This window comes from Streptomyces sp. NPDC030995, from assembly GCF_055571215.1.
This window is the reverse complement of record NZ_JBVIFS010000025.1, coordinates 73,771-93,866: the sequence shown is the minus strand read 5'-3', so window position 1 is coordinate 93,866 and position 20,096 is coordinate 73,771. Positions and strand designations below refer to the sequence as shown.

The following is a 20,096-nucleotide window of genomic DNA, read 5'->3' as shown; positions in this document are numbered from 1 at the left end:
GACGCACAGTGACCCCATGGACCGTATCGACGAGGAATCGCAGACGCCGGCGCCGCCCGTGACCTTCACCGGCCGCAAGACGCTCGTGGCCGCCGCGGTCGCCGTGGTCCTGATCGCCGGGGCCCTGCTGATCCGGCCGGCCCGCACCGGCGACGACGCCCGCCCGCCGGGGCCGAGCGAACGGGCCGCGTCCGCGGTCGGCATGGGCGCGCCCGCGGCGGCGGTGGACCTGACGGCGCTGGTGGCGGACCGGGAGAAGTGGCTCGCCAAGCACGCGGACGACGACGCCTCCTGGGCGGTCCTCGGCGCCGCCTACCTGGAACAGGCGCGGCGCACGGCCGACTCGGGCTGGTTCCCGAAGGCGGAGAAGGCGCTGAAGCGCTCGCTGGAGGTCCGCCCGGCCGAGAAGGGCAACTTCGACGCGATGACGGGCATGGGCGCACTGGCCAACGCCCGGCGGGACTTCACGACCGCGAAGAAGTGGGGCGAGCTGGTACGGGCGCAGGCGCCGCGGCGGTGGACGGCGTACCCGGTGCTCGTGGACGCCTACACCGGGCTCGGCGACTACAAGGGCGCCCAGAAGGCGATGGAGCTGCTGCTGGAGCTGCGGCCGGGCCTGGCGGCGTACGTCAGGGCCTCGCAGGTCTACCACGACCGCGGCTGGCGCGAGGACGCGGTGGTGGCGATGGAGCAGGCGGCGGGCGCGGCGAAGACCCCGCCGGAGAAGGCCTACGCGCTGTTCCGCCTCGGGGAGCTGTCGTGGGAGCGCGGAGACGCCCAGGAGGCCCTGCGGCAGTACGAGGGCGCGCTGCGCACGGATCCGGCGCACGCGCAGGCACTCGGCGGCCGTGCGCGCGCGCTGGCCGCGCTGGGGCGCGGCGGGGAGGCCGTCCGGGACTACCGGCTGGCGCTGGGGCGGGCCCCGGTGCCGCAGCTGGCGAGGGAGCTGGCCGAGCTGCTGGAGTCGCTGGGGCGGAATCAGGAGGCGCGCGAGCAGTACGACATGCTGGGCGCGCTCACGGCCCGGGACGGCACGAACGGCGTCGACGAGGACGTGGTCCTGGGCCTGTACGAGGCCGACCACGGCGATCCGCAGGCGGCGGTGCGGCGGCTGTCGGAGGAGTGGTCGCGGCACAAGAGCGTGCAGGTCGCGGACGCGCTGGGATGGGCGCTGCACAAGGCGGGCGAGGACACGGCGGCGCTGGAGTACGCGAAGAAGGCCACGGAACAGGGCCTGCGCAGCGCCGAGTTCTCGTACCACCGGGCGATGATCGAGCGCGGCCTGGGCGACGAGGCGGCGACCCGTCGCCACCTCCAGGAGGCCATGCGGACGAACCCGTACTTCTCGCCGCTGCTGGGGCCGCTGGCGAAGGAGGCCCTGGCGTCGATCGGCCAGCCGCCACCGGGCGGCCCGGAAAACCTCCGCCCGACCACTCCGTGGGTCGAACCGGACCTCCCGAAGCCGAACGCCAAACCGAAGCCGTCCCCGTCCCCGTCCTCATCCTCGTCCACCAACTGACCGAGCCGCGGCCCTCCCCTCGCGGGGCCGCGACTTTCAGCCTCGCCGGCACACTTCAGCCCGCCGGGCACCATCCGGCCCGGCCAGGCACACTTCAGCCCCGCCGGGCACCATCCAGCCCCGCCGGCGTTTGAGGCGCTCTTTCAGCCCCGCCGGCGTTTGAGGCGCGGGGGTCCGGGGGCAGCGCCCCCGGCAACGGCGCCGCACCGGGCACCGGCACAGGCGCCGGCACGGCCGAACCCCCCGGCGGCAGCCAGGGGGCCCGGGCACAGCCAGCCAGCAACCTACAGGTTGCCGCGCTTCTCCTGCTCCCGCTCAATGGCTTCGAACAGCGCCTTGAAGTTGCCCTTGCCGAAGCCCATCGACCCGTGCCGCTCGATGATCTCGAAGAAGACGGTCGGGCGGTCCTGCACCGGCTTGGTGAAGATCTGCAGCAGGTAGCCGTCCTCGTCGCGGTCGGCCAGGATCTTCAGCTCGCGCAGCTCGTCGATCGGCACGCGGGTGTCGCCGACCCACTCGCCGAGCGTGTCGTAGTACGTGTCCGGGACGCTGAGGAACTCGACGCCCGCCGCGCGCATGGTGCGCACGGTCGAGACGATGTCGTTCGAGGCGAGCGCGATGTGCTGGACGCCGGGCCCGTTGTAGAACTCCAGGTACTCGTCGATCTGCGACTTCTTCTTCGCGATCGCCGGCTCGTTGATCGGGAACTTGACCTTCTTGGTGCCGTCCGCGACCACCTTGGACATCAGCGCCGAGTACTCGGTCGCGATGTCGTCGCCCACGAACTCCTTCATGTTCGTGAAGCCCATGACCTTGTTGTAGAAGGCGACCCACTCGTTCATGCGGCCGAGCTCGACGTTGCCGACGCAGTGGTCGATCGCCTGGAAGGTCCGCTTGGCCGGGGGCGCGACCATCGGCTCGACGGCCGCGAAGCCCGGCAGGTAGGGGCCGGTGTAGTCGCCGCGCTCGACGAGGGTGTGGCGCGTCTGGCCGTAGGTCGCGATGGCGGCCAGTACGACGGTGCCGTGCTCGTCCTTGACCTCGTACGGCTCGTCCAGCCCGCGCGCGCCCTGCTCGACGGCGTACGCGTACGCCGCGCGGACGTCCGGGACCTCGATGGCGAGGTCAATCACGCCGTCGCCGTGCTCGGCGACGTGCTCGGCGAGGAAGCGGCCGTGGTCCGTGGTCGGCTTGATGACCGAGGTGAGGACGAAGCGGGCGGCGCCGTTGGTCAGGACGTAGCTGGCGGTCTCGCGGCTGCCGTTCTCCGGTCCGGAGTAGGCCACGAGCTTCATGCCGAAGGCGGAGTAGTAGTGCGCGGCCTGCTTGGCGTTGCCCACGGCGAAGACGACCGCGTCCATGCCCTTCACCGGGAAGGGGTCGGCCTCACGCGCGGTGTGCGGGGTGGTGTCGAGGGTCTCAGTCATGAGCGCAGAGTCCCGCCGATCCACAAGCTGCGCAATAGTTTCTTATTTGGCTATACAAAGTGCCCAGTATGGCCGCAGGATGGTTGAAACATCTGTGCACTATGACCACCCTCGCGTACGGGTGGGCGGCGGGAGGCGTCCATGGGCATCGACGAACTCGACGGCCGGCTCATCGTCCTGCTCGCCCGCGAGCCGCGGATCGGCGTCCTGGAGGCCTCGCGCCGCCTCGGCGTGGCCCGCGGGACCGTGCAGGCCCGTCTCGACCGGCTCCAGTCGAACGGGGTCATCCGCGGCTTCGGCCCGCAGGTCGACCCGACGGCCCTCGGCTATCCGGTGACCGCCTTCGCCACGCTGGAGATCAAGCAGGGCCAAGGGGCCGACGTACGGGCCCACTTGGACGGCGTGCCGGAGGTGCTGGAGCTGCACACCACCACGGGGCACGGGGACATGCTGTGCCGCCTCGTGGCCCGGTCCAACGCCGACCTCCAGCGGGTGATCGACCGCGTGGTCGGCTTCGAGGGGATCGTGCGGGCCTCGACGGCGATCGTGATGGAGAACCCCGTACCGCTGCGGATCATCCCCCTGGTCGAGCAGGCGGCCGAGGACGACGACCGCCGCTGAGCCCGGTCAGCAGGACGGGGCGGCCTCGCCGCGGTTCAGCGCGCGCAGTGCGTCCACCGCGTCCGTGAGCGAGGTGACGGGGACCAGCCGCAGCCCCTCGGGCAGCTCCGACCGGGCGTCCGAGCACTCGGCCTCCGGTACGAGGAACACGCTCGCCCCGTCCCGCCGCGCTGCCTGGGTCTTCAGGGCCACCCCGCCGACAGCGCCGACCTTGCCGTCGGCGGTGATGGTGCCCGTACCGGCGATGGTGCGCCCGCCGGTGAGGTCGCCGCCGCTGCCGTCGCCGTCGAGCTTGTCGACGATGCCGAGGGAGAAGAGGAGCCCGGCGCTGGGGCCGCCGACGTCGGCGAGGTTGAGCTCGACCTTGACGTCCTTGGGGTCCTTGTGGAGGTAGCCGAGGGCGGCATCGGCGGCGGCCGACTGCGACTTGGCCATTTCCTCCAGATTGTGCTTCTCGATCTCCTCGTCGCTACCGCCCGAGGAGTAGACGGCCTCCTTGGGCATGACCGCCTGATCGGTCTTGAACCAGTAGCCGACGAGCTCGTGCAGCCGCATGGTCGAGGACGGACCGGTGGCCCGGATGGTGGTCATGCGCAATTCGCCCTTGGTCTCCCGGACCGGGGCCCCGGCGACGGTGATGACGGGCTTGCCCTTGTCGGACCCCAGCACGTCGGCCGTGAGCCCGGGAATGGCGACGACGAAGGGCAGCGGCGCAAAGGCCGCGGCGGCGAACAACCCCACCACGGGCACGGCACAGACACCCAGGGCAACGGGACGCGACAGACGCACGAGACGAGAGATCACCCGCCCAATCTATCCACCCACCCGCTCCGGCCGACGTCGGCAGCCCCATCCAGCCCCGCCGACCCCATCCAGCCCGCCCGGCCCCATCCAGCCCCGCCGGCGTTTGAGGCGCGGGGGTCCGGGGCAGAGCCCCGCTCTTCCAGCCCCGCCGGCGTTTGAGGCGCGGGGGCCCGGGGCAGAGCCCCGCTCTTCCAGCCCCGCCGGCGTTTGAGGCGCGGGGGCCCGGGGCAGCGCCCCCGGCAACGGCGCCGCACCCGGCACCGCACCGCGACCGGCACAAACACCGGCACGGACACCCGCACGGACCCCGCCAAGCCCGCGGCCTAGCGAAGCGCGTCGGCCACCTCCCGCGCCGCGTCCACCACCCTCGGCCCCACCCGCTCCGGCACGGCGTCGGCCAGCATCACCACGCCGACGCTGCCCTCCAGGCCGGTGATGCCCACCAGCGGTGCCGCAGCCCCACTGGCGCCCGCTTCGAGCTCGCCGTGCGTCAGCGTGTACCCGGGCTCGATGAGCGAGCCCTGACGCGCGGCCAGGATGGCCCGCCCGGCGGCTCCGCGGTCCAGCGGGTGGCGGAAGCCGGCCCGGTAGGCCACGTGGTAGTCCGTCCAGGTCGGCTCCACGACGGCGACGGCGAGCGCCTCGGTGCCGTCGACGAGGGTCAGGTGCGCGGTGGCGCCTATGTCCTCGGCGAGGGACCGCAGCGCGGGCAGGGCCGCCTCGCGGACGAGCGGGTGCACCTGTCGGCCCAGCCGCAGCACGCCTAGACCGACGCGGGCCCGGCCGCCGAGGTCACGGCGGACCAGGGCGTGCTGTTCGAGGGTGGCGAGGAGCCGGTAGACCACGGTGCGGTTCACACCGAGGCGGTTGGAGAGCTCGGTGACGGTCAGACCGTGGTCGGTGTCGGCGAGCAGTTTGAGGACTCTGAGTCCTCTGTCGAGAGTCTGGGAGGTTTCCGCGGTCACGACGCCTCTCCCTCTTTCGGTGAGCGGCGGTGACTCTCGGGGTGGCACGCCGCCGGTCCCGCGGCGGCGCACGGAGAGGCCGCCGGTAGCGGCCATGGCACCGGCTGCGCTCCCGCGGCGGCGCTGCCACGGTGCGTTCGATGCGGGGACAGTAGCGAGCAGGTCCGCTCAGCGGAAGAGCTCGTCCAGAATCCGGGCGCCTACTACCTGTTTATGCCGGTTCCTGACCGCACCCGGTGTCATTTCGTGACCTCAATTCACACAGGAGCTCTTTACCGCCTCATTACTCTGATCATGTTCAAAACGATGGTCATTTCGGCCCGGGGGGGATGCGCCCACGCGCACCTGGGGCCAACGGAGGGGAAGCAGCACGCATGAAGCTCAAGCGCATCGCCATCGTGGCCGCGGCCGCGGTGGTCGGTCCGACGGTCCTGATGGCCACGCCCGCGATGGCCGACGAGGTCCGCAACCCGGCGGTCACCACCCCGGACGCGGCCCCCAAGGACGACACGGCGCCGGCGACCGGAGAGACCCCCGAGGCGCCGAAGCCGGAGTCCGGTCAGCAGACCCCGGCCCCCGCCCCGGCCCCGACCCCGGCCCCCGAGACGCAGACCCCCGTCGAGGCCGCGAAGCCGGCCGAGCCCTCCGGGACGGCCGGCAAGACGGACGAGAAGGTCGCCGCCCAGGGCCCGAAGATGACGCTGAACGGCCTCCCCGCCGGGTTCAAGTCGGGCGCCGACTGGAGCGAGTTCTCCCTGCACGTGGACAACTCGGGCCGCGAGGCCGTCGACGACTACTCGCTCGAACTGGTCCTCTGGACGCTCGACACCTTCGCGTGGGAGGCGGACGACATCCAGACGGAGATCTACGCGCCCGACTCCAAGGGCACCTGGGGCTGGCACAAGGTGCAGGCGGACGGATCCGAGGAGGTGTACTCCTTCGGGCTCGCGGACGTCGATGTCGAAAAGAACGAGGTCTTCGACCTCAAGCTTCGGATGAAGTTCGCCAAGGACACTCCGCCCTCCCGCTTCTCCCTGTCCACGACCGCCGAGGGCGGCACCGCGGACCGTGTCCGGTACGAGTCCAAGGTCACCGGTCCGGAGAAGGAGGAGCGTGAGGGCCCGGCCGTGGCTCTGAACGGTCTTCCCGCGGGCGGGTTCACCGCCGGAGGCGCCTGGCAGGAGTTCTCCGTCGGAGTCGACAACTCCGGCAAGGAGAAGATCGACAAGTACGGCTTCGCCGTCTTCTTCTTCAACAACGACGACACCCTCAAGGCCGAGCACCTCGTCATGGAGGTCTGGGACGGCAGCAACTGGGTCCCCGCCCCGAAGGACCCCAACGACCGGATCGCCGGGACGATCGTCGACCGCGCCGTCGGCAAGGACGCGACGTCCGACATCAAACTGCGGGCCAAGTTCACCAAGAACGCGCCCGTCGGCAGGATCTTCGTCCTCGTCAACGCGGACGACTACGGCGCCGAGAACATCAGCTCCAAGGTCGCCTTCGCCTACAACTCGCTCAACCCGGCCGGCGGCGGCAACCAGCCCACGCCCGACGGCGGCGGCAGCACCACGCCGATCGTCGACGGGAACGGGAACGGCAACGCCAACGGCACGGCCCCCACGACCAGTGGCCAGCTCGCCGAGACGGGCACCGACGCGGCCACCAGCTGGGCCCTAGGCGGCGCCGGGATCGCGCTCGCCATGGGTGCGGCGCTCGTCGCCGGTACCGGCAAGCGCCGCCGCCCCACCGCGTAGGTCCGTAGCAAGAACAAGGACGGGGCCCGTGCGATTCTCCGCACGGACCCCGTCCCTCGTTCTGTCGTTCTGTCGTTCTGTGTGGACTCACCGCATCCGCGTGGCCCACTCCTGCACCTTCTTGATGCGCTCGCGCAGCTGCCCCGCCGTCGCCTCCGCGCTCGGCGGCCCGCCGCAGACCCGGCGCAGCTCGGTGTGGATCACCCCGTGCGGCTTGCCGCTCTGGTGGACGTACGCGCCCACCATCGTGTTCAGCGACTTCCGCAGCTCCAGCAGCTCCTTGTGCGAGACCACCGGCCGCCGGTCGGCCGGCAGCTCCAGCAGGTCCGCCTCCGCGTCCGGCTTGCGCCGGCTGTGCGCGATCTGCCGCGACTGCCGCTTCTGGAGCAGCATCTGCACCTGGTCCGGCTCCAGCAGCCCGGGGATGCCGAGGTAGTCCTGCTCCTCCTCGCTGCCCGGGTGCGCCTGCATGCCGAACTCGGCGCCGTCGTACAGCACCCGGTCGAAGACCGCGTCGGACTCCAGCGCCTCGAAGGACATCTGCTCGTCCTCGCCGGTGTCCTCGTCCTCCTGCTTGTTCGCCTCGTCCATCTCCTTCTCGGACTCGGCGTACGGATCCTCCTCGCCCTGCTTCTTCGGCTTGTCGAGGACGTGGTCGCGTTCGACCTCCATCTCGCTGGCGAAGCCCAGAAGATAAGGAATGGTCGGCAGGAAGACGGAGGCCGTCTCACCGCGCCTGCGCGAGCGCACGAAGCGTCCGACGGCCTGCGCGAAGAACAGCGGGGTCGAGATCGTCGTGGCGTACACGCCCACCGCGAGGCGCGGTACGTCGACGCCCTCGGACACCATCCGGACCGCGACCATCCAGCGGCTGCCGTCCGCGCTGAACTCGTCGATCCGCTTCGACGCGCCGGTGTCGTCGGAGAGCACCACGGTCGCCTTGCTGCCGGTGATCTCCCGCAGCAGCTTGGCGTAGGCGCGCGCCGAGTCCTGGTCGGAGGCGATGACGAGGCCGCCCGCGTCCGGGATGCCCTTCCTGACCTCGGTCAGCCGCTGGTCGGCGGCGCGCAGCACGTTCGGCATCCAGTCGCCGCGCGGGTCCAGCGCCGTGCGCCAGGCCTGCGAGATGGCGTCCTTGGTCATCGGCTCGCCGAGCCGCGCGGCGATCTCGTCGCCCGCCTTCGTCCGCCAGCGCATGTTGCCGCTGTAGGAGAGGAAGATGACGGGCCGGACGACGCCGTCGCCGAGCGCGTTCCCGTAGCCGTAGGTGTAGTCGGCGGACGAGCGCCGGATCCCGTCGTTCCCCTCTTCGTAGGTCACGAAGGGAATGGGATTGGTGTCCGACCGGAAGGGCGTACCGGTCAGGGCCAGGCGCCGGGTCGCCGGGTCGAAGGCCTCCAGGCAGGCCTCGCCCCAGGACTTCGAGTCGCCGGCGTGGTGGATCTCGTCGAGGATCACCAGGGTCTTGCGCTGCTCGCAGCGGTTGCGGTGCAGCATCGGCCGTACGCCGACACCGGCGTAGGTGACGGCGACCCCGTGGTAGTCCTTGCTGAGCGGCCCGGCGGAGTATTCGGGATCGAGCCGGATGCCTATCCGCGCGGCCGCCTCCGCCCACTGCTTCTTCAGGTGCTCGGTCGGCGCGACCACGGTCACCTGCTGCACGACGTGGTGGTGCAGCAGCCAGGAGGCGAGGGTCAGCGCGAAGGTGGTCTTACCCGCGCCGGGCGTCGCGACCGCGAGGAAGTCCCGCGGCTGGGTCTGGATGTAGCGGTCCAGCGCCCCCTGCTGCCAGGCACGCAGCGCGCTGGCGGTGCCCCAGGGAGCACGGCCGGGGAAGGCGGGTGAGAGGTGGTGGGAGGCGGTAGTAGTCACGGTCTCCGGTTCGTGCTCTCGGCGTATCTGGTACGGGTGGCATGCAGTCGTACGTAGGACAACCGGGCCACCTTACCGGGACGGGCCCGCCCCTCGCGGAGGGACAGGCCCGTGACCTCGGGAGGTGCGGTGAGCGTCACATCGCTTCGTGCAGCGCGCGCAGCCGGCGGGCGATCCGCGCGGTGTCCGCCTCGCCTCCCGACGCCACGTCGATGACCAGCGCGTACGCGAGATCCTGGTCGGCGTCGCCGAGATCGACGCCGTTCACGGCGAGGAAGGTGGCGGCGGCGAGCCAGGCGGTGCGCTTGTTGCCGTCGACCAGCGGGTGGTTGGTCGCGATGCCGTGGAGCAGCGCGGCGGCCTGCTCGTACGGATCCTCGTACGCGGGCGTTCCGAACATCCTCGCCCGCGGCCGGTGCACGGCCGACTCCAGCAGCCCGAGGGCCCGCAGCTCGACGGGCTGGTCCTGGGCCAGGCAGGCGTGCCGGGCCAGGTCGAGCACCTCGGCGAGCGTGAGGTGCCGGGTCATTCGCCGGGTCATTCCCCGGGTCATTCGCCGAGCCGCTTCAACAGCCCGGCATGCTGCCCGGCAATCCGCGCGGCGACATCCCCGACCCGCCCCCGCTCGGCCCGCAGATGCGCCCGTACGGCGCCCAGCGCGAGCTCCTCGGGCGGCTGCCCGGTGGCGTCGGCAAGGTCGGCGAGTTCCGCGCGCTCGGCGTCGGAGAGCCCGATGATCAGCTTGTCCATATTCGGAGCCTAGCCACTCCGAACCCACCGCTCCCCACCCTTTTCCGGGGCCCGGGGCGGAGCCCCGGCCGGCAGCCCCACCGGGCCAATTCCAGCCCCGCCGGCGTTTGAGGCGCGGGGTCCGGGGCGGAGCCCCGGCAACGGCGCCGCACCCGTGCCGCGACGCTCGCTCATGCCCCCGCTTCGGGAGCGTGCAGCCGGGTCGCGACCCAGGCCCCCACCAGCGCCACGGCGGCCATCGGGAGGAACACCACCACGAAGGCGGCGGGATGCGAGGCCCCCGCCCCCTCGGCGGCAACGGCATGGCCGGCCCCCACCGCTCCCCCGCCCAGCGCGGCGAACGCGGCGCCCCCACCGGCCAGCAGCACGACATTGGCCAGCGCGTCCGAGATCTGCAGCGCCGCCGAATTGGCTCCCGCCTCCTCCGGCGCCGACAGCTTCAGCAGCAGCACGCTCGTGGAGCCGATGACCAGGCCCATGCCCAGGCAGCCGACCGCCCAGGCCAGCGCCAGCGTCCACACCGGCACCGACTCGATCAGCACGGCCGGCGCGGCCGCGATGGCGACGGCCACCATCACCATCCCGCCCACCATCAGCCGCTCCCGGTACGGGGCCATCCGCCCCTTCGACTGCACCCACGAGCCGCCCGCCCACGTCACCCCGCCCAGCGCGAGCGAGAACCCGGCCAGGGTGGGGCTCAGCCCCCTCTGAGTCACCAGCATCAGCGGTACGAAGCTCTCCGCCGCGATGAACGACCCCGCGGCCACCCCGCGCAGCAGCACCACGGACGGCAGCCCGCGCCGCGCCAGGTACGTGCCGCGCGGCAGCAGCCCCAGCACGGCAGGGACGAGCAGCGCCACACCGGCGGCCCCCGGTACCAGCGACCACCACCTCAAGTCCTGGGCGGCGTACTGCAACAGCCCCGCCCCCAGCGAGATCCCGAAGGCCAGCCGGATCCGCCGCCGGTCGAAGGCCACGGGCGGGGCGTCCGGATCCACCGGCCCGGACGCGGTCCGCCGAATCGCCGGCAGGGCCACCACCAGCGGCACCACCACGAGGGCCGGTATCCCGAGGAACACCCACCGCCACCCGAGGTGCTCGGTGACGGTCCCGGAGGCCAGCGGCCCGACGATGGACGGCACCACCCAGCTGGCGGCGAAAGCCGCCATGATCGCGGGCCGCAGCCGCTCCTCGTAGGCCCGGCTGACCACCACGTACAGCGCGACGATGACCAGCCCACCGCCGAAGCCCTGCACGGCCCGGCCGATCACGAACACCCACATGGCCCCGGCGGTCCCGGACACCACGAGCCCCGAGGCGAACGAGGCGATGCCGACGGTCAGCGGCCGCAGCGGCCCCTGCCGGTCGGCCCACTGCCCGGACAGGACCATGCCGAAGAGGCTGGTCGTGAAGTAGGCGGAGAAGGCGAAGGCGTAGAGCCCGATCCCCTCCAACTCCCGCGCGGCGACGGGCATGGCCGTCCCCACGGCAGTCGCCTCAAAAGCAATCAGGAAAATGACGGAGATGATCCCGATGCTGAGCGTCCGGTACGCGGGCCCGAGGATCCCGCCCCGTGGCAGGGGCGGGACCGGCGCGGCTATCTGGGGCACACGGGGTTCAAGGGCACTCATCGCCCCAGCGTAAGGTGCGTAGCCGCGTCTCGACCCTGTCATTTCGACGGATCCCACCCTGGTCCCCGAGACCTAGGCCTCCGGCCCTGTGTGAACGCGGCATGGCAGTCGCATTGCGGCGCCCGGGAAACCCTTCCCCCGCCCCGCAGCCCCTCGTACGGTCGTACCCATCACCACCACACAGCCGTGTGCCCGAGTGGTTGAGGGACTCGCCTGCAAAGCGAGTTACGCCGGTTCGATTCCGGTCACGGCTTCTGATGCCTTGACCAGGCAAGACAAGAGGGCGGCACCCTTACGGGGGTGCCGCCCCTTCGTGCAGTCGTCTCAGTTCCCGTCTCAGTTGATACCGCGTCACGCGCAGAGCTTGCCGCAGCTTCGCTTTCTACCTGCCTCACAGCAGAAGTGCTCAGTCTCGACTCCCTCCGCCGCCTTCGATAGACGGTCCCCAGAACGATAGTCGCGGTCACAGCCAACAGAGGTCCGGCAACCACGGCCGACAGATGGAAGAGGGCCACTCCAGCCGCTGCGGCTGCGACCCTCAGGGCCGCAACTACAGCCCTGAGGGTCTCACGCAATGCTGCCCAAGACCGCCTTTCAAGTGTGTCCAGAGTGCGAGTTGAGCCTTGTTGGCGTTGACTAGTTGGGTAGTCCATTGCGGCAGCGCTTCCGACGTACGCGCTGGACATTTGAGGACCGGCACACTTCATGCTTCGGAGGAAACAATGGCCAGAGCATGTTGGATACGCATGTGGATGGCACTCGCTACCGCGCTGCTGTTGGCTAGCGGCGGCTGCGAAGATGGCGGGGGACCGTCCGACGGTCCTAGCTCTCCTGCCACGTCGGACGACACAATGGAACAAGACATCGATGCAGCAGTAAATGGGGTTGACGCGTACTGGAAGAAGCACTGGTATGAATTCTTTACCGGCACTTATAGTTCACCCACCGTCTACGGAGAATACGACGGCGCTTCGGCGGTTGAGCCACAGTGCGGAGGGAACCCACCTCTTGTTAACAATGCCTTCTATTGCCGGGACGGGACCGACTTTCTCGCCTGGGACACCCGCCTCATGGAGAATGGCTACGCCGCCGGGGATGTTTATGTGTACTTCATCATTGCGCACGAGTGGGGGCATGCAGTGCAACAGCGTTTGGATGTAACCCTGCGACTCGTAGCCCTCGAGTTGCAGGCTGACTGCATCGCTGGAGCAGAGCTCCATGGTGCCGCGCAAGACGGAACGATCCGCTTCGAAGAAGGGGACTCTGATGAGTTGGGCCGGGCGATCAAGAGCACCGCAGACCGCTTCCCTTGGAACAAGGCCACGGACCACGGTGACGTAAACGAGCGAATTAGCTACTTCAATACGGGGTGGCGGGGAGGAATCACAGCGTGCTTGCCGCAGTCTTTCTTTTCGCCGTAAGTGAAACGATCTCCGCTCCAATCGTCGTGACCTCTCTCAGACCGCCACTCCTGCGGAAGTGGCGGTCTGTCTGATGATTCGGCTCTGTCCGAGATCAGTCAGCCGCATGCTTCCGACTTGCGGTGTCCCAGATCAGGCCGTCCACCTGCCTCGCCACATCGGCCCGAACCGCGTCGACCATGTGCTGAGACCGGGCGGCCATAGCAGTTGTCGACCATCCCATGAGGCCCATGACGGCCCGCTCGGACACACCAAGGATCAGTAGAACTGTGGCGGCCGTGTGGCGCGCGTCGTGCAGACGCCCGTCCCGGACGTTCGCCTCTGCCAGTAGGCCTTTCCAGTCGGCCCAGTCCCTCCGGTGGGAAGGGCTGTGGCCGTATTCGTCGGGGAACACACAACCGCCTTCTACCCAGCGCTGCCCCGCTGCCTGCCGCTCCGCGTCTTGGGCCTCCCAGTGCGCTCGCAGCTGGTCAAGAAGCTGTTCCGGGAGACCGACCGCGCGGCGGCCGGCACGGGACTTGGTAGTAGAAGAAGTCTCCGGGTTGCTGCGCCGCCTCTGCGGGCAGTACCCGGCCTTACGGCCACAGGGGTCGGTGCACCCGTGCGCGTACTGCGGGCGGTGGCGACTACGGCGGACCACAAGGAACCCACCCTCAAGGTCTACGTCCTCCCACTTCAGGCCCAGCACTTCCCCCTGACGCAGCCCGAGGGCGAGGGTGACGGCCCAGCGCGCGGAGTTACGCTGCCGGCCAGAGGCTTCCAGCAGGCGCTGTACCTCTTTCACGGTGTAAGGCTCCACCTCGCAGTCCCCCGCCTTCGGAGCCTTCGCCAACTGAACCGGGTTCTTGCCGAGATGGCCGCGCCGTACGGCCTCGTTGAGGGCAGTGCGGAAGGTGCGGTGCACCTGGTGGGCGGTCCCGGGCTTGCTGCCGTCGTGGACCCTGCGACGGTCGGTAGGCGTTCAGCGTTGGAGGGCAAGGTGCGAGCCGCGCAGAAGCTGCGGATCCACGCCTCCACGGCGCCTTGCCGGTCGATCAGAGTGTTGTCGAGGTCGAAGAGAGCGAGCAGTTGCACCGAGGCAGAGTACGGGTATGAGCTGGCTCTCAGGTGACCGCTTGCTCAATCCGCCTGAGCACCCCGTCAGTCCGCTGAGGCAGCCTTCCCAGGGACGGCGAGTCAACTGCATCCGCACACATCCACGCTGTTCCAAATACGACCATCCCGGCACCCGCCAGCACTATGATCTTGCTCGGATCCGGCAGGAAGCTGAGGACATTGAGGACCCCGAGAGCTGTAATTGCATTTCTGGCATATCCGAGACGTTTGGCGTGCCTATGCTGAAGTTCGGTCAAGCTGGCCTCGGCTGTAGCAATCTCCGCCGGCGTGGCACTGGCCAGGAGATCCCGCCCCTTTGCGCCGACGTCTTCAGTTCGCAATGCCCATTTGAGTACAGCAGCGGCGATTTCTACGTCCCGGAGATCCTCCCAGCGCCCTTCCAGCCACGCCTTACCCTTTGCAACGATGGAATCTGGACCTGCCCCTCCGAGCCAAGCCGTGAGCTTATCCAGCGCCAACCCGACAAGTTTACCTATTTTTTTGCGGATGAGGCTAAGAGTTGCCACCGCCGATTCAATGGCATCCCCAAAACCCGCAGGGAGGATATCGGCGATGGAACTAGCCGTAATACCCACCGCTGGCAGCAGTGCAACCTTCGTGAACACGGAAGATATCGTGCGACCCGACTCGGTAACGATCTTCGATATTGCGGCTCCTACGAAGGCTGGTTCCAGGAGGTTTGGAACAGGCGTGCTCGCTCCCGCGTAGTATCGGCCAGCCACAGCCTGATCGGCCTCCCATACCCGGACTTCCAGTAGCGCGGGCGTAAGGTGCGGCACCGACTGCTCCGATTCAGCCCAGCTACGCAGGGACCTCCGGTCTGCCTCTTGGTCCATCAGGGCCAAGGTTTCAGCGAAGGCAAGGTCTGCGGCGCAAACGCTGAGAAGTGCACCCATCGGGTCATAGAGACCGGGGAGCAACTCACTCGCACCACTGTCATTGACTGCGGTTTCGGATAGATCTTCAGAAAGCAATTCGCCGAGCGTTCGCGAATTCTCCGCGTACAGGTCGATTACTGCTTCTATGGAATCAACCTCAACCTTTGCGAAGGCGTCTTCTACGTCGATCTGCTGGAGCTCTCTAGCTAGCGCATGGGCCGACTCTGTCCATGCCGCACGCTTGGTTTCTCGCACTTGAGAGGACGCCATGCCGATCACCTCTACATGCCGAGAGTGTGGACAACGTACCAACTTCTACGCTATTGGGAGGAGGCACTCACTGCATGTCGAGAACGCTTGTAAGCTTCGAATTGACACACCATTCAACTACTGCTCAGCAGCGGCAACCTGAACGTTCGCTCTGCGCCGGTGGGACCTGCTCTGCACGTGCAGGCTGACATTAGCCTGCCGAAGGATGGTCAACTCCCGTGCGACCGGCGATCCGAAGTGCCTGCGGCCTTTCGGCCAGCACTGCCGGGCTGCCCACCCATCTCAGTTTCCGTCTCGTTCACCCCTGTACGCGGCCGTCCAAGACCGTTCATGCGGTGTGGAAATCGCTGGCCGCGTACGGGGGTGAACGTCCTTGAACGCGTCCGGATCATGCGCTGCCCGACGTGGACAAACCTGCAAAGCGAGTTACGCGGTTCGATTCCGGTCACGGCTTCGCGGCGGGCCGCTCAGGGGCAGGCGCCTCCCCTGGGCGGCCTTCGCCTTTTCCGGCCGCCTCACACGCCGCACTGGGTCTGCTGCTTGGCGTAGTCCACGTACTTCTTCATGAGTTCGGCGAGCACCCGGCGCGACTCACTGGCCTTCTTGCCGTCGACGGATCCGCTCAGCCACAACTCCAGCTCGAAGGAGTCCGCGGCCCCCTTACAGGAGATACCGGCGGCGGCCCCCGTGTCCCACAGCTTGCCGTTCTCCATCGAGGGGATCGGCTCGGGGTTCACCTTCTCCAGTGGCCAGTGGAACCCTTGCCCAACGGGTTGCCGCTTCGCCCAGGCGAGCACGCCGCTCTTGCCGTCGACGTACACGTTGCAGGTCGCGCCGGACCGTTGCGCGGTCAGCTTGAGGTCGGCGGGAGAGTCAACGGTGACTTCGTCTCCGTTGCCCAGCAAGGGCGCCAGATCAGAGGGCGTGAAGGCCCCGAAGCACGTGGTCTGCGGCAGCTTCGAAGCGGCCGACGGCTTCTTCTCCTCGGCGCAGCCCGACAGCAGCAGGGCCGCAACGGCAGGAGCGGCTGCGAGTACGAGCAGGGTGCGGGTACGGGTACGGGCACGGGTGGCGCCGGGCATTCAGGAGCTCCCCTTCGACGAAGCGACCAGGTCCCGGCCCGCGCTGTACCCGTTGGTCGTCTCAGTACCCGCGATTCCTGCCAGTGCACCGATAGTCCGGTCGGTCATCCCTGAACCCTCCGCCGCCTTGCGTACGGAGGCCGCAGCCGATGCCCCCACCGCCTGCTGCGCATCGACGTAAGCGCTCGCCGCAGCCTGCTCGCTGTCGGCGGTCTTCTTCACGATGTCCTTCTTCGCGCCTTCGACCACGCTCTCGGTGATGTCCTCCTGGAGCCACTCCACGACGTCCCCGGCCAACGGGACCATCTCCAAGTACTTGCCGCCGGCTGCGCTGATGACGCGGTTGATCCACTTGGCGTTGTCCTCGACGCCCTTGACGTACTCCTCCTGCTTGTGACCGTTCTCGGCGTACACGCCTTCTGTCCGGGCCTCGGAGAGAATGCCCGCGATCTGACCGCCCGGGTGCACGGCAGAGTGGATCGCCGCGTCCAGATCGTCGTATTCGCTGCGGTGGGCGATGACGTCGTTGATGAGCGTCGTCGTGAACGCACGCTGGGAGTTGGTGATCGCTCCGTACGCGTCCGGGTCCTGCCCGACCGCTCCCAGGAAGCCCGCCATGTGGGACTTGTCGAAGTCGGCCATCACCCCATTGGCCTTGATCAGGCCGCTATTGTTCTCCGCCGAGGCCTGGATGTCCGGCATGTACTCCGCCGCCATCTGGCCGAAGTGCCCGGACAGCCCGTTCAACGGACCCTCCGGGTCCCCCGGCTCCGCGTCGACCAGTTCCGGCTTGTCGCCGATCTTCTCGACGATCCGTTCCATGACGGACGCCATCTCCTTGGTGTGCGCGACCGGCGGGGAGTCCTCGTCTCCGGGGCCGCGATGCGAGACCGCCGCCATCAGCGCGTCGCCGAGCGCCTGCTGGGCCGGGTGCAGGGCGCCGGCCCTGGGGACGTCGAAGCTGTCCATGTACGGCTTCTTGTCGAGCATGTAGTCGACCATGCCCTGGGGCTGGCCGTGCTGGCCCTTGACCGGCTTGTCGTCCTTCGTGACGATGCCGTCCTTGTTGGTGTCCTCACGGACCGGCTCGTTGAAGAGGGACGTCGCCGCGTCCGGGTTGTTGGCGAGGGCCTCCATGAGCCCGGTCAGCGGATAGAAGCCCCGGCCGCCTTCCTTGCCCTGGTTGAGGACCGACTCCATGCCGTACGGGGTGTGGAACTCCCAGGCCTTCGGGTCCTTGCGGTCCATCGCGATCATGTCGCGGCCGACCGAGGTCAGGAACTCCGTGTCGTACGACCCCTCGCGCATCAGCGCGCCGAGGGCCTGGTAGCCGTAGATCTTCCGGACGCCGCCGAAGACGTCCATCTCCTTGCGGCCAGCCTTCATCAGCTGGGTCGTCCAGGCCGCGTCGAGGTGGTTCGGTACGTCCTTGTGCGTCGCGAGGCCGAGCATCGCGCCCATGTCGCTCTGGATGTTCGCGACCATCAGCGCCCGGTCCTTGCCCGCCGGGCCCAGGCTCGTCGCGTCCAGGGACATCTTGGAGTACATCTCCAGGGTGCCCTCGGCACCGATCGTCCGGTAGAAGCCCGTCGAAAACTCGGGGTCCGCGCGGTTGTCGTCGAGCAGTTCCTCCAGCTCGCGCAGCGCCTCGGGGTTGCGCGCGGTGCCGCCCTCGCCGGTGACCTTCTTCATCAGGTCGGCGGCGCGTGCCGCCTGCTCGGCGTCGAGGGTGGTGAACTTCGCGCCGCTGGAGTCGTGTTCGTCCGTGACGTTCGCCTGGAGGGCGCGGACCAGGGAGTCGTCGGCGTCCTGGGCGTCCTCGACGGCTCGGTTGATACGGGACTGCCAGGCGTTGCGGTTCGCGTTCAGGGTCTGCTGGTAGTCGGGGTCGTGCCGGGCCGCGTTCCGGTCCGCCTCGGTGGGCAGGGGGATGGCGGACACCCTGCCGGTGGCGTCGACCTGGAAACCGGCCGCCGGGGCATCCGCGGCGAGCTTCTTCAGCTCGTCCCGCGCGGCCTTGAACGTCGCGTGCGCGTCGGCGAGGAGCAGGTGCATGCCCTTGGCCGCCTTGGCCGCGTCCTCGAACTCCTTGGCCGTCTTGTCGACGAACCCCCGTGCCACGCCCGCGGTGACCCCGCTCCACTCGGCCTTGTCGGACTTGGCCTTCATGCCGTTGCGAGCGGCCTCGGCCATCTCGTCCAGCTTGCCGGCCATCGCGATCCAGTCGGTGACCGCCGTCTGGAGCTTGTCCAGGGGCGCGTTCATCACGTTCTCGTACGTCAGCATGCCGCCGGCCCCTACTTGAGGTACTTGTCGATCGCGGACGCGGCGAAGTCCGCGTGGAGCTGCTGCTCGTCCTTGGCGTGGGAGCTGAGGGAGTAGTTCAGACCGTTGGAGATGTTGGCGCAGGCGGCCACGAGGGTCTTCACCTGGCTCTCCCAGAGCGTGTTGACCTTGAGCAGCGCCGCCCCGCTCGCGAAGCCCTCCTTGGTGAGGGCCCCGGCGGCTTCGGCGGTGGCGGTGGCGGCGTGCTTGCCGTCGGTCTGCAGGCGGGTGTGGAGCTTGTACGCCTCGGAGCCGATGGCACCGATGTGGTCCTGATTGAGTTCGAGATCGCCGCCACCGCCGCCCCCGCCTGGATCGGCGGGTACCTGGTTGAGCCGCATGGAGACATTGGCGGTGGCCGTGGCGCGAGCCGCCGACCATTCTTCGTCGAACGACATCGCGTGAACTCCCGAGTCAGGTCCGGTCAGGTCATGCAGGTCAGTCAGGTCATGCGGGTCAAATCAGGTCGGTCAGCGGTTGCGGCGCACCACGACCACGGTCACGGCTCCGCCGATCAGCACGCAGGCTCCCAGCCCGAGGGCGATCCAGGGGAGGGAACTGCCGCTCTTCTTCTCCTCCGCCTGGGCAGCCGGCTTAGACGCCGCCGAGTCGGGGGCCTTGCCGTCGGGGGAGGCCGAGGGGGACTTGCCCCCTGTCTGGGCCGCCGCCAGGTCGGGCAGCGGGTAGACGTCCGCCGGACCGGGGTCGCCGGGCGTTTGCAGCGCAACGCGGGGGCGGACCAAGCCGTAGCCGACGTAGTCGTTGCGCTGCGAGCCGTCGACGGGCTTGCCGGCGTTGTTCAGCAGGACCCGGAGGACCTGGTTGTTGGTCCAGTCGGGGTGGGCGGACCAGAGCAGGGCGGCCGAGGCGGAGGCGAGGGCGGTCGCGTCACTGGTACCAGAGGACTTGCACAGCCCCGTCTTGCCGGCACAAGCCGTAACGATGTCGATGCCGGGTGCGGCCATCTCCACCTGAGGACCGTACTGCGACTCCTTGGTCGGCTCACCATTGGCGTCCACCGCTCCGACGCCAACAACTCCAGGAGTCGCAGCCGGGTAGAGAAGTTTGTTCCCGCCGTCATTTCCGGTGCCAGCGAAGATCAGCTTCCCCTTGGAGAGGGCGTACTTCACCGCTTCGCTGCGCGCCTCGTCATCCTTGAGCGTGCCGTCCAAGGCCAGGGAGATGTTGATGATCTTGGCGTCCGAGTCTGCCGCATAACGAATGGCAGCGACCCACGACGGGGTTGCCCGACTCGTCTCATGAGGCACACGGATCGGGAGAATCTTGGCACCGGGCGCAAGCCCAAAGGCTCCATCACCACTTGGGTGCTTTCCGCTGCCCGCGATTACTGCGGCCATGGTGGTGCCGTGGCTACTGACGTCGGTCCGCTCGTCGCCCTCGACATTGTCCGGTTCGAAGTCCTTACCGGGAAGAACTTGCCCTTCGAGTTCCGGAATGCGGTTGACGCCGGAGTCGATCACCGCCACGGTGACGCCCTTACCCGTGCTGATCTTCCAGATGTCGTCCGCCTTCATGGCGTCGAGATGCCATTGCTGCGATCGAATGGAGTCCGCGTGGGCCGGGGTCGCGGCGACCCCAGCCAGCAGCAGACCCACCAGGGCCGAGGTCGCCTTACGCATGCGCATCCCGTGCAACGT

16 protein-coding genes, 1 tRNA gene and 1 pseudogene are annotated in these 20,096 nt (G+C 68.9%); 5 read left to right on the top strand and 13 right to left on the bottom strand.

Going from position 1 to position 20,096, the window contains the following annotated elements; genetic code table 11:
- Positions 1 to 16 precede the first annotated feature (16 nt).
- Entirely contained in the window at positions 17 to 1,519 is a 1,503-nt protein-coding gene (locus ACZ45T_RS29380) for a tetratricopeptide repeat protein (protein ID WP_468446506.1), read from the top strand.
- 284 nt (positions 1,520 to 1,803) lie between these two features.
- On the opposite strand, the gene hppD is transcribed toward ACZ45T_RS29380, so the two are convergent.
- Positions 1,804 to 2,946 (bottom strand): 4-hydroxyphenylpyruvate dioxygenase, encoded by a 1,143-nt coding sequence (gene hppD, locus ACZ45T_RS29375; protein WP_468446504.1) that lies wholly within the window; start codon positions 2,944 to 2,946, stop codon positions 1,804 to 1,806.
- Positions 2,947 to 3,087: 141 nt separating this feature from the next.
- On the opposite strand from hppD, the gene ACZ45T_RS29370 reads away from it, so the two are divergent.
- Positions 3,088 to 3,567, top strand: coding sequence for an Lrp/AsnC family transcriptional regulator (locus ACZ45T_RS29370; protein ID WP_360904693.1), 480 nt, complete (start codon positions 3,088 to 3,090; stop codon positions 3,565 to 3,567).
- Positions 3,568 to 3,573: 6 nt separating this feature from the next.
- Here the strand turns inward: ACZ45T_RS29370 and ACZ45T_RS29365 are convergent, their stop codons facing one another.
- Together ACZ45T_RS29365 and ACZ45T_RS29360 are read right to left on the bottom strand one after the other, a co-directional pair.
- Complete coding sequence (locus ACZ45T_RS29365; RefSeq protein ID WP_468446528.1) at positions 3,574 to 4,302, bottom strand: S16 family serine protease; 729 nt, start codon at positions 4,300 to 4,302, stop codon at positions 3,574 to 3,576.
- Positions 4,303 to 4,694: 392 nt separating this feature from the next.
- Positions 4,695 to 5,336 (bottom strand): IclR family transcriptional regulator, encoded by a 642-nt coding sequence (locus tag ACZ45T_RS29360; RefSeq protein WP_007264382.1) that lies wholly within the window; start codon positions 5,334 to 5,336, stop codon positions 4,695 to 4,697.
- A gap of 374 nt (positions 5,337 to 5,710) precedes the next feature.
- Between ACZ45T_RS29360 and ACZ45T_RS29355 the strand changes: the two genes are divergently transcribed.
- Positions 5,711 to 7,093 carry a hypothetical protein gene (locus tag ACZ45T_RS29355; protein WP_468446502.1) on the top strand — a complete coding sequence of 461 codons (1,383 nt, stop codon included), beginning with the start codon at positions 5,711 to 5,713 and terminating at the stop codon, positions 7,091 to 7,093.
- An 87-nt stretch (positions 7,094 to 7,180) separates the two neighbouring features.
- On the opposite strand, the gene ACZ45T_RS29350 is transcribed toward ACZ45T_RS29355, so the two are convergent.
- The 4 genes from ACZ45T_RS29350 to ACZ45T_RS29335 all read right to left on the bottom strand — a co-directional run bounded on the left by ACZ45T_RS29350 (position 7,181) and on the right by ACZ45T_RS29335 (position 11,346).
- Positions 7,181 to 8,965, bottom strand: coding sequence for a DEAD/DEAH box helicase (locus ACZ45T_RS29350; protein WP_468446500.1), 1,785 nt, complete (start codon positions 8,963 to 8,965; stop codon positions 7,181 to 7,183).
- Between the two features lie 136 nt (positions 8,966 to 9,101).
- Positions 9,102 to 9,494 (bottom strand): type II toxin-antitoxin system death-on-curing family toxin, encoded by a 393-nt coding sequence (locus ACZ45T_RS29345; protein WP_468446498.1) that lies wholly within the window; start codon positions 9,492 to 9,494, stop codon positions 9,102 to 9,104.
- A 20-nt stretch (positions 9,495 to 9,514) separates the two neighbouring features.
- Complete coding sequence (locus ACZ45T_RS29340; RefSeq protein WP_468446496.1) at positions 9,515 to 9,715, bottom strand: hypothetical protein; 201 nt, start codon at positions 9,713 to 9,715, stop codon at positions 9,515 to 9,517.
- 170 nt (positions 9,716 to 9,885) lie between these two features.
- Positions 9,886 to 11,346 (bottom strand): MFS transporter, encoded by a 1,461-nt coding sequence (locus ACZ45T_RS29335; protein ID WP_468446494.1) that lies wholly within the window; start codon positions 11,344 to 11,346, stop codon positions 9,886 to 9,888.
- A gap of 182 nt (positions 11,347 to 11,528) precedes the next feature.
- On the opposite strand from ACZ45T_RS29335, the gene ACZ45T_RS29330 reads away from it, so the two are divergent.
- Together ACZ45T_RS29330 and ACZ45T_RS29325 are read left to right on the top strand one after the other, a co-directional pair.
- A tRNA-Cys gene (locus ACZ45T_RS29330) sits at positions 11,529 to 11,600 on the top strand.
- Positions 11,601 to 12,197: 597 nt separating this feature from the next.
- Entirely contained in the window at positions 12,198 to 12,767 is a 570-nt protein-coding gene (locus ACZ45T_RS29325; RefSeq protein ID WP_468446492.1) for a neutral zinc metallopeptidase, read from the top strand.
- 94 nt (positions 12,768 to 12,861) lie between these two features.
- On the opposite strand, the pseudogene ACZ45T_RS29320 reads toward ACZ45T_RS29325, so the two are convergent.
- The 6 genes and pseudogenes from ACZ45T_RS29320 to mycP all read right to left on the bottom strand — a co-directional run.
- A pseudogene (locus ACZ45T_RS29320) lies at positions 12,862 to 13,701 on the bottom strand (tyrosine-type recombinase/integrase); the annotation flags it as partial.
- A gap of 169 nt (positions 13,702 to 13,870) precedes the next feature.
- A complete protein-coding gene (locus ACZ45T_RS29315) occupies positions 13,871 to 15,031 on the bottom strand; it encodes a hypothetical protein (RefSeq protein ID WP_468446490.1) in 1,161 nt (386 codons plus the stop codon).
- Between the two features lie 515 nt (positions 15,032 to 15,546).
- The gene (locus ACZ45T_RS29310; protein ID WP_468446488.1) at positions 15,547 to 16,113 is read right to left on the bottom strand and encodes a hypothetical protein; all 567 of its coding nucleotides are present in this window, start codon (positions 16,111 to 16,113) and stop codon (positions 15,547 to 15,549) included.
- The gene (locus tag ACZ45T_RS29305) at positions 16,114 to 18,399 is read right to left on the bottom strand and encodes a hypothetical protein (RefSeq protein ID WP_468446486.1); all 2,286 of its coding nucleotides are present in this window, start codon (positions 18,397 to 18,399) and stop codon (positions 16,114 to 16,116) included.
- 11 nt (positions 18,400 to 18,410) lie between these two features.
- On the bottom strand, positions 18,411 to 18,836 hold the full coding sequence (locus ACZ45T_RS29300) for a hypothetical protein (protein WP_468446484.1): 426 nt from the start codon (positions 18,834 to 18,836) through the stop codon (positions 18,411 to 18,413).
- Between the two features lie 72 nt (positions 18,837 to 18,908).
- The gene (mycP, locus tag ACZ45T_RS29295) at positions 18,909 to 20,084 is read right to left on the bottom strand and encodes a type VII secretion-associated serine protease mycosin (RefSeq protein ID WP_468446482.1); all 1,176 of its coding nucleotides are present in this window, start codon (positions 20,082 to 20,084) and stop codon (positions 18,909 to 18,911) included.
- Positions 20,085 to 20,096 lie beyond the last annotated feature (12 nt).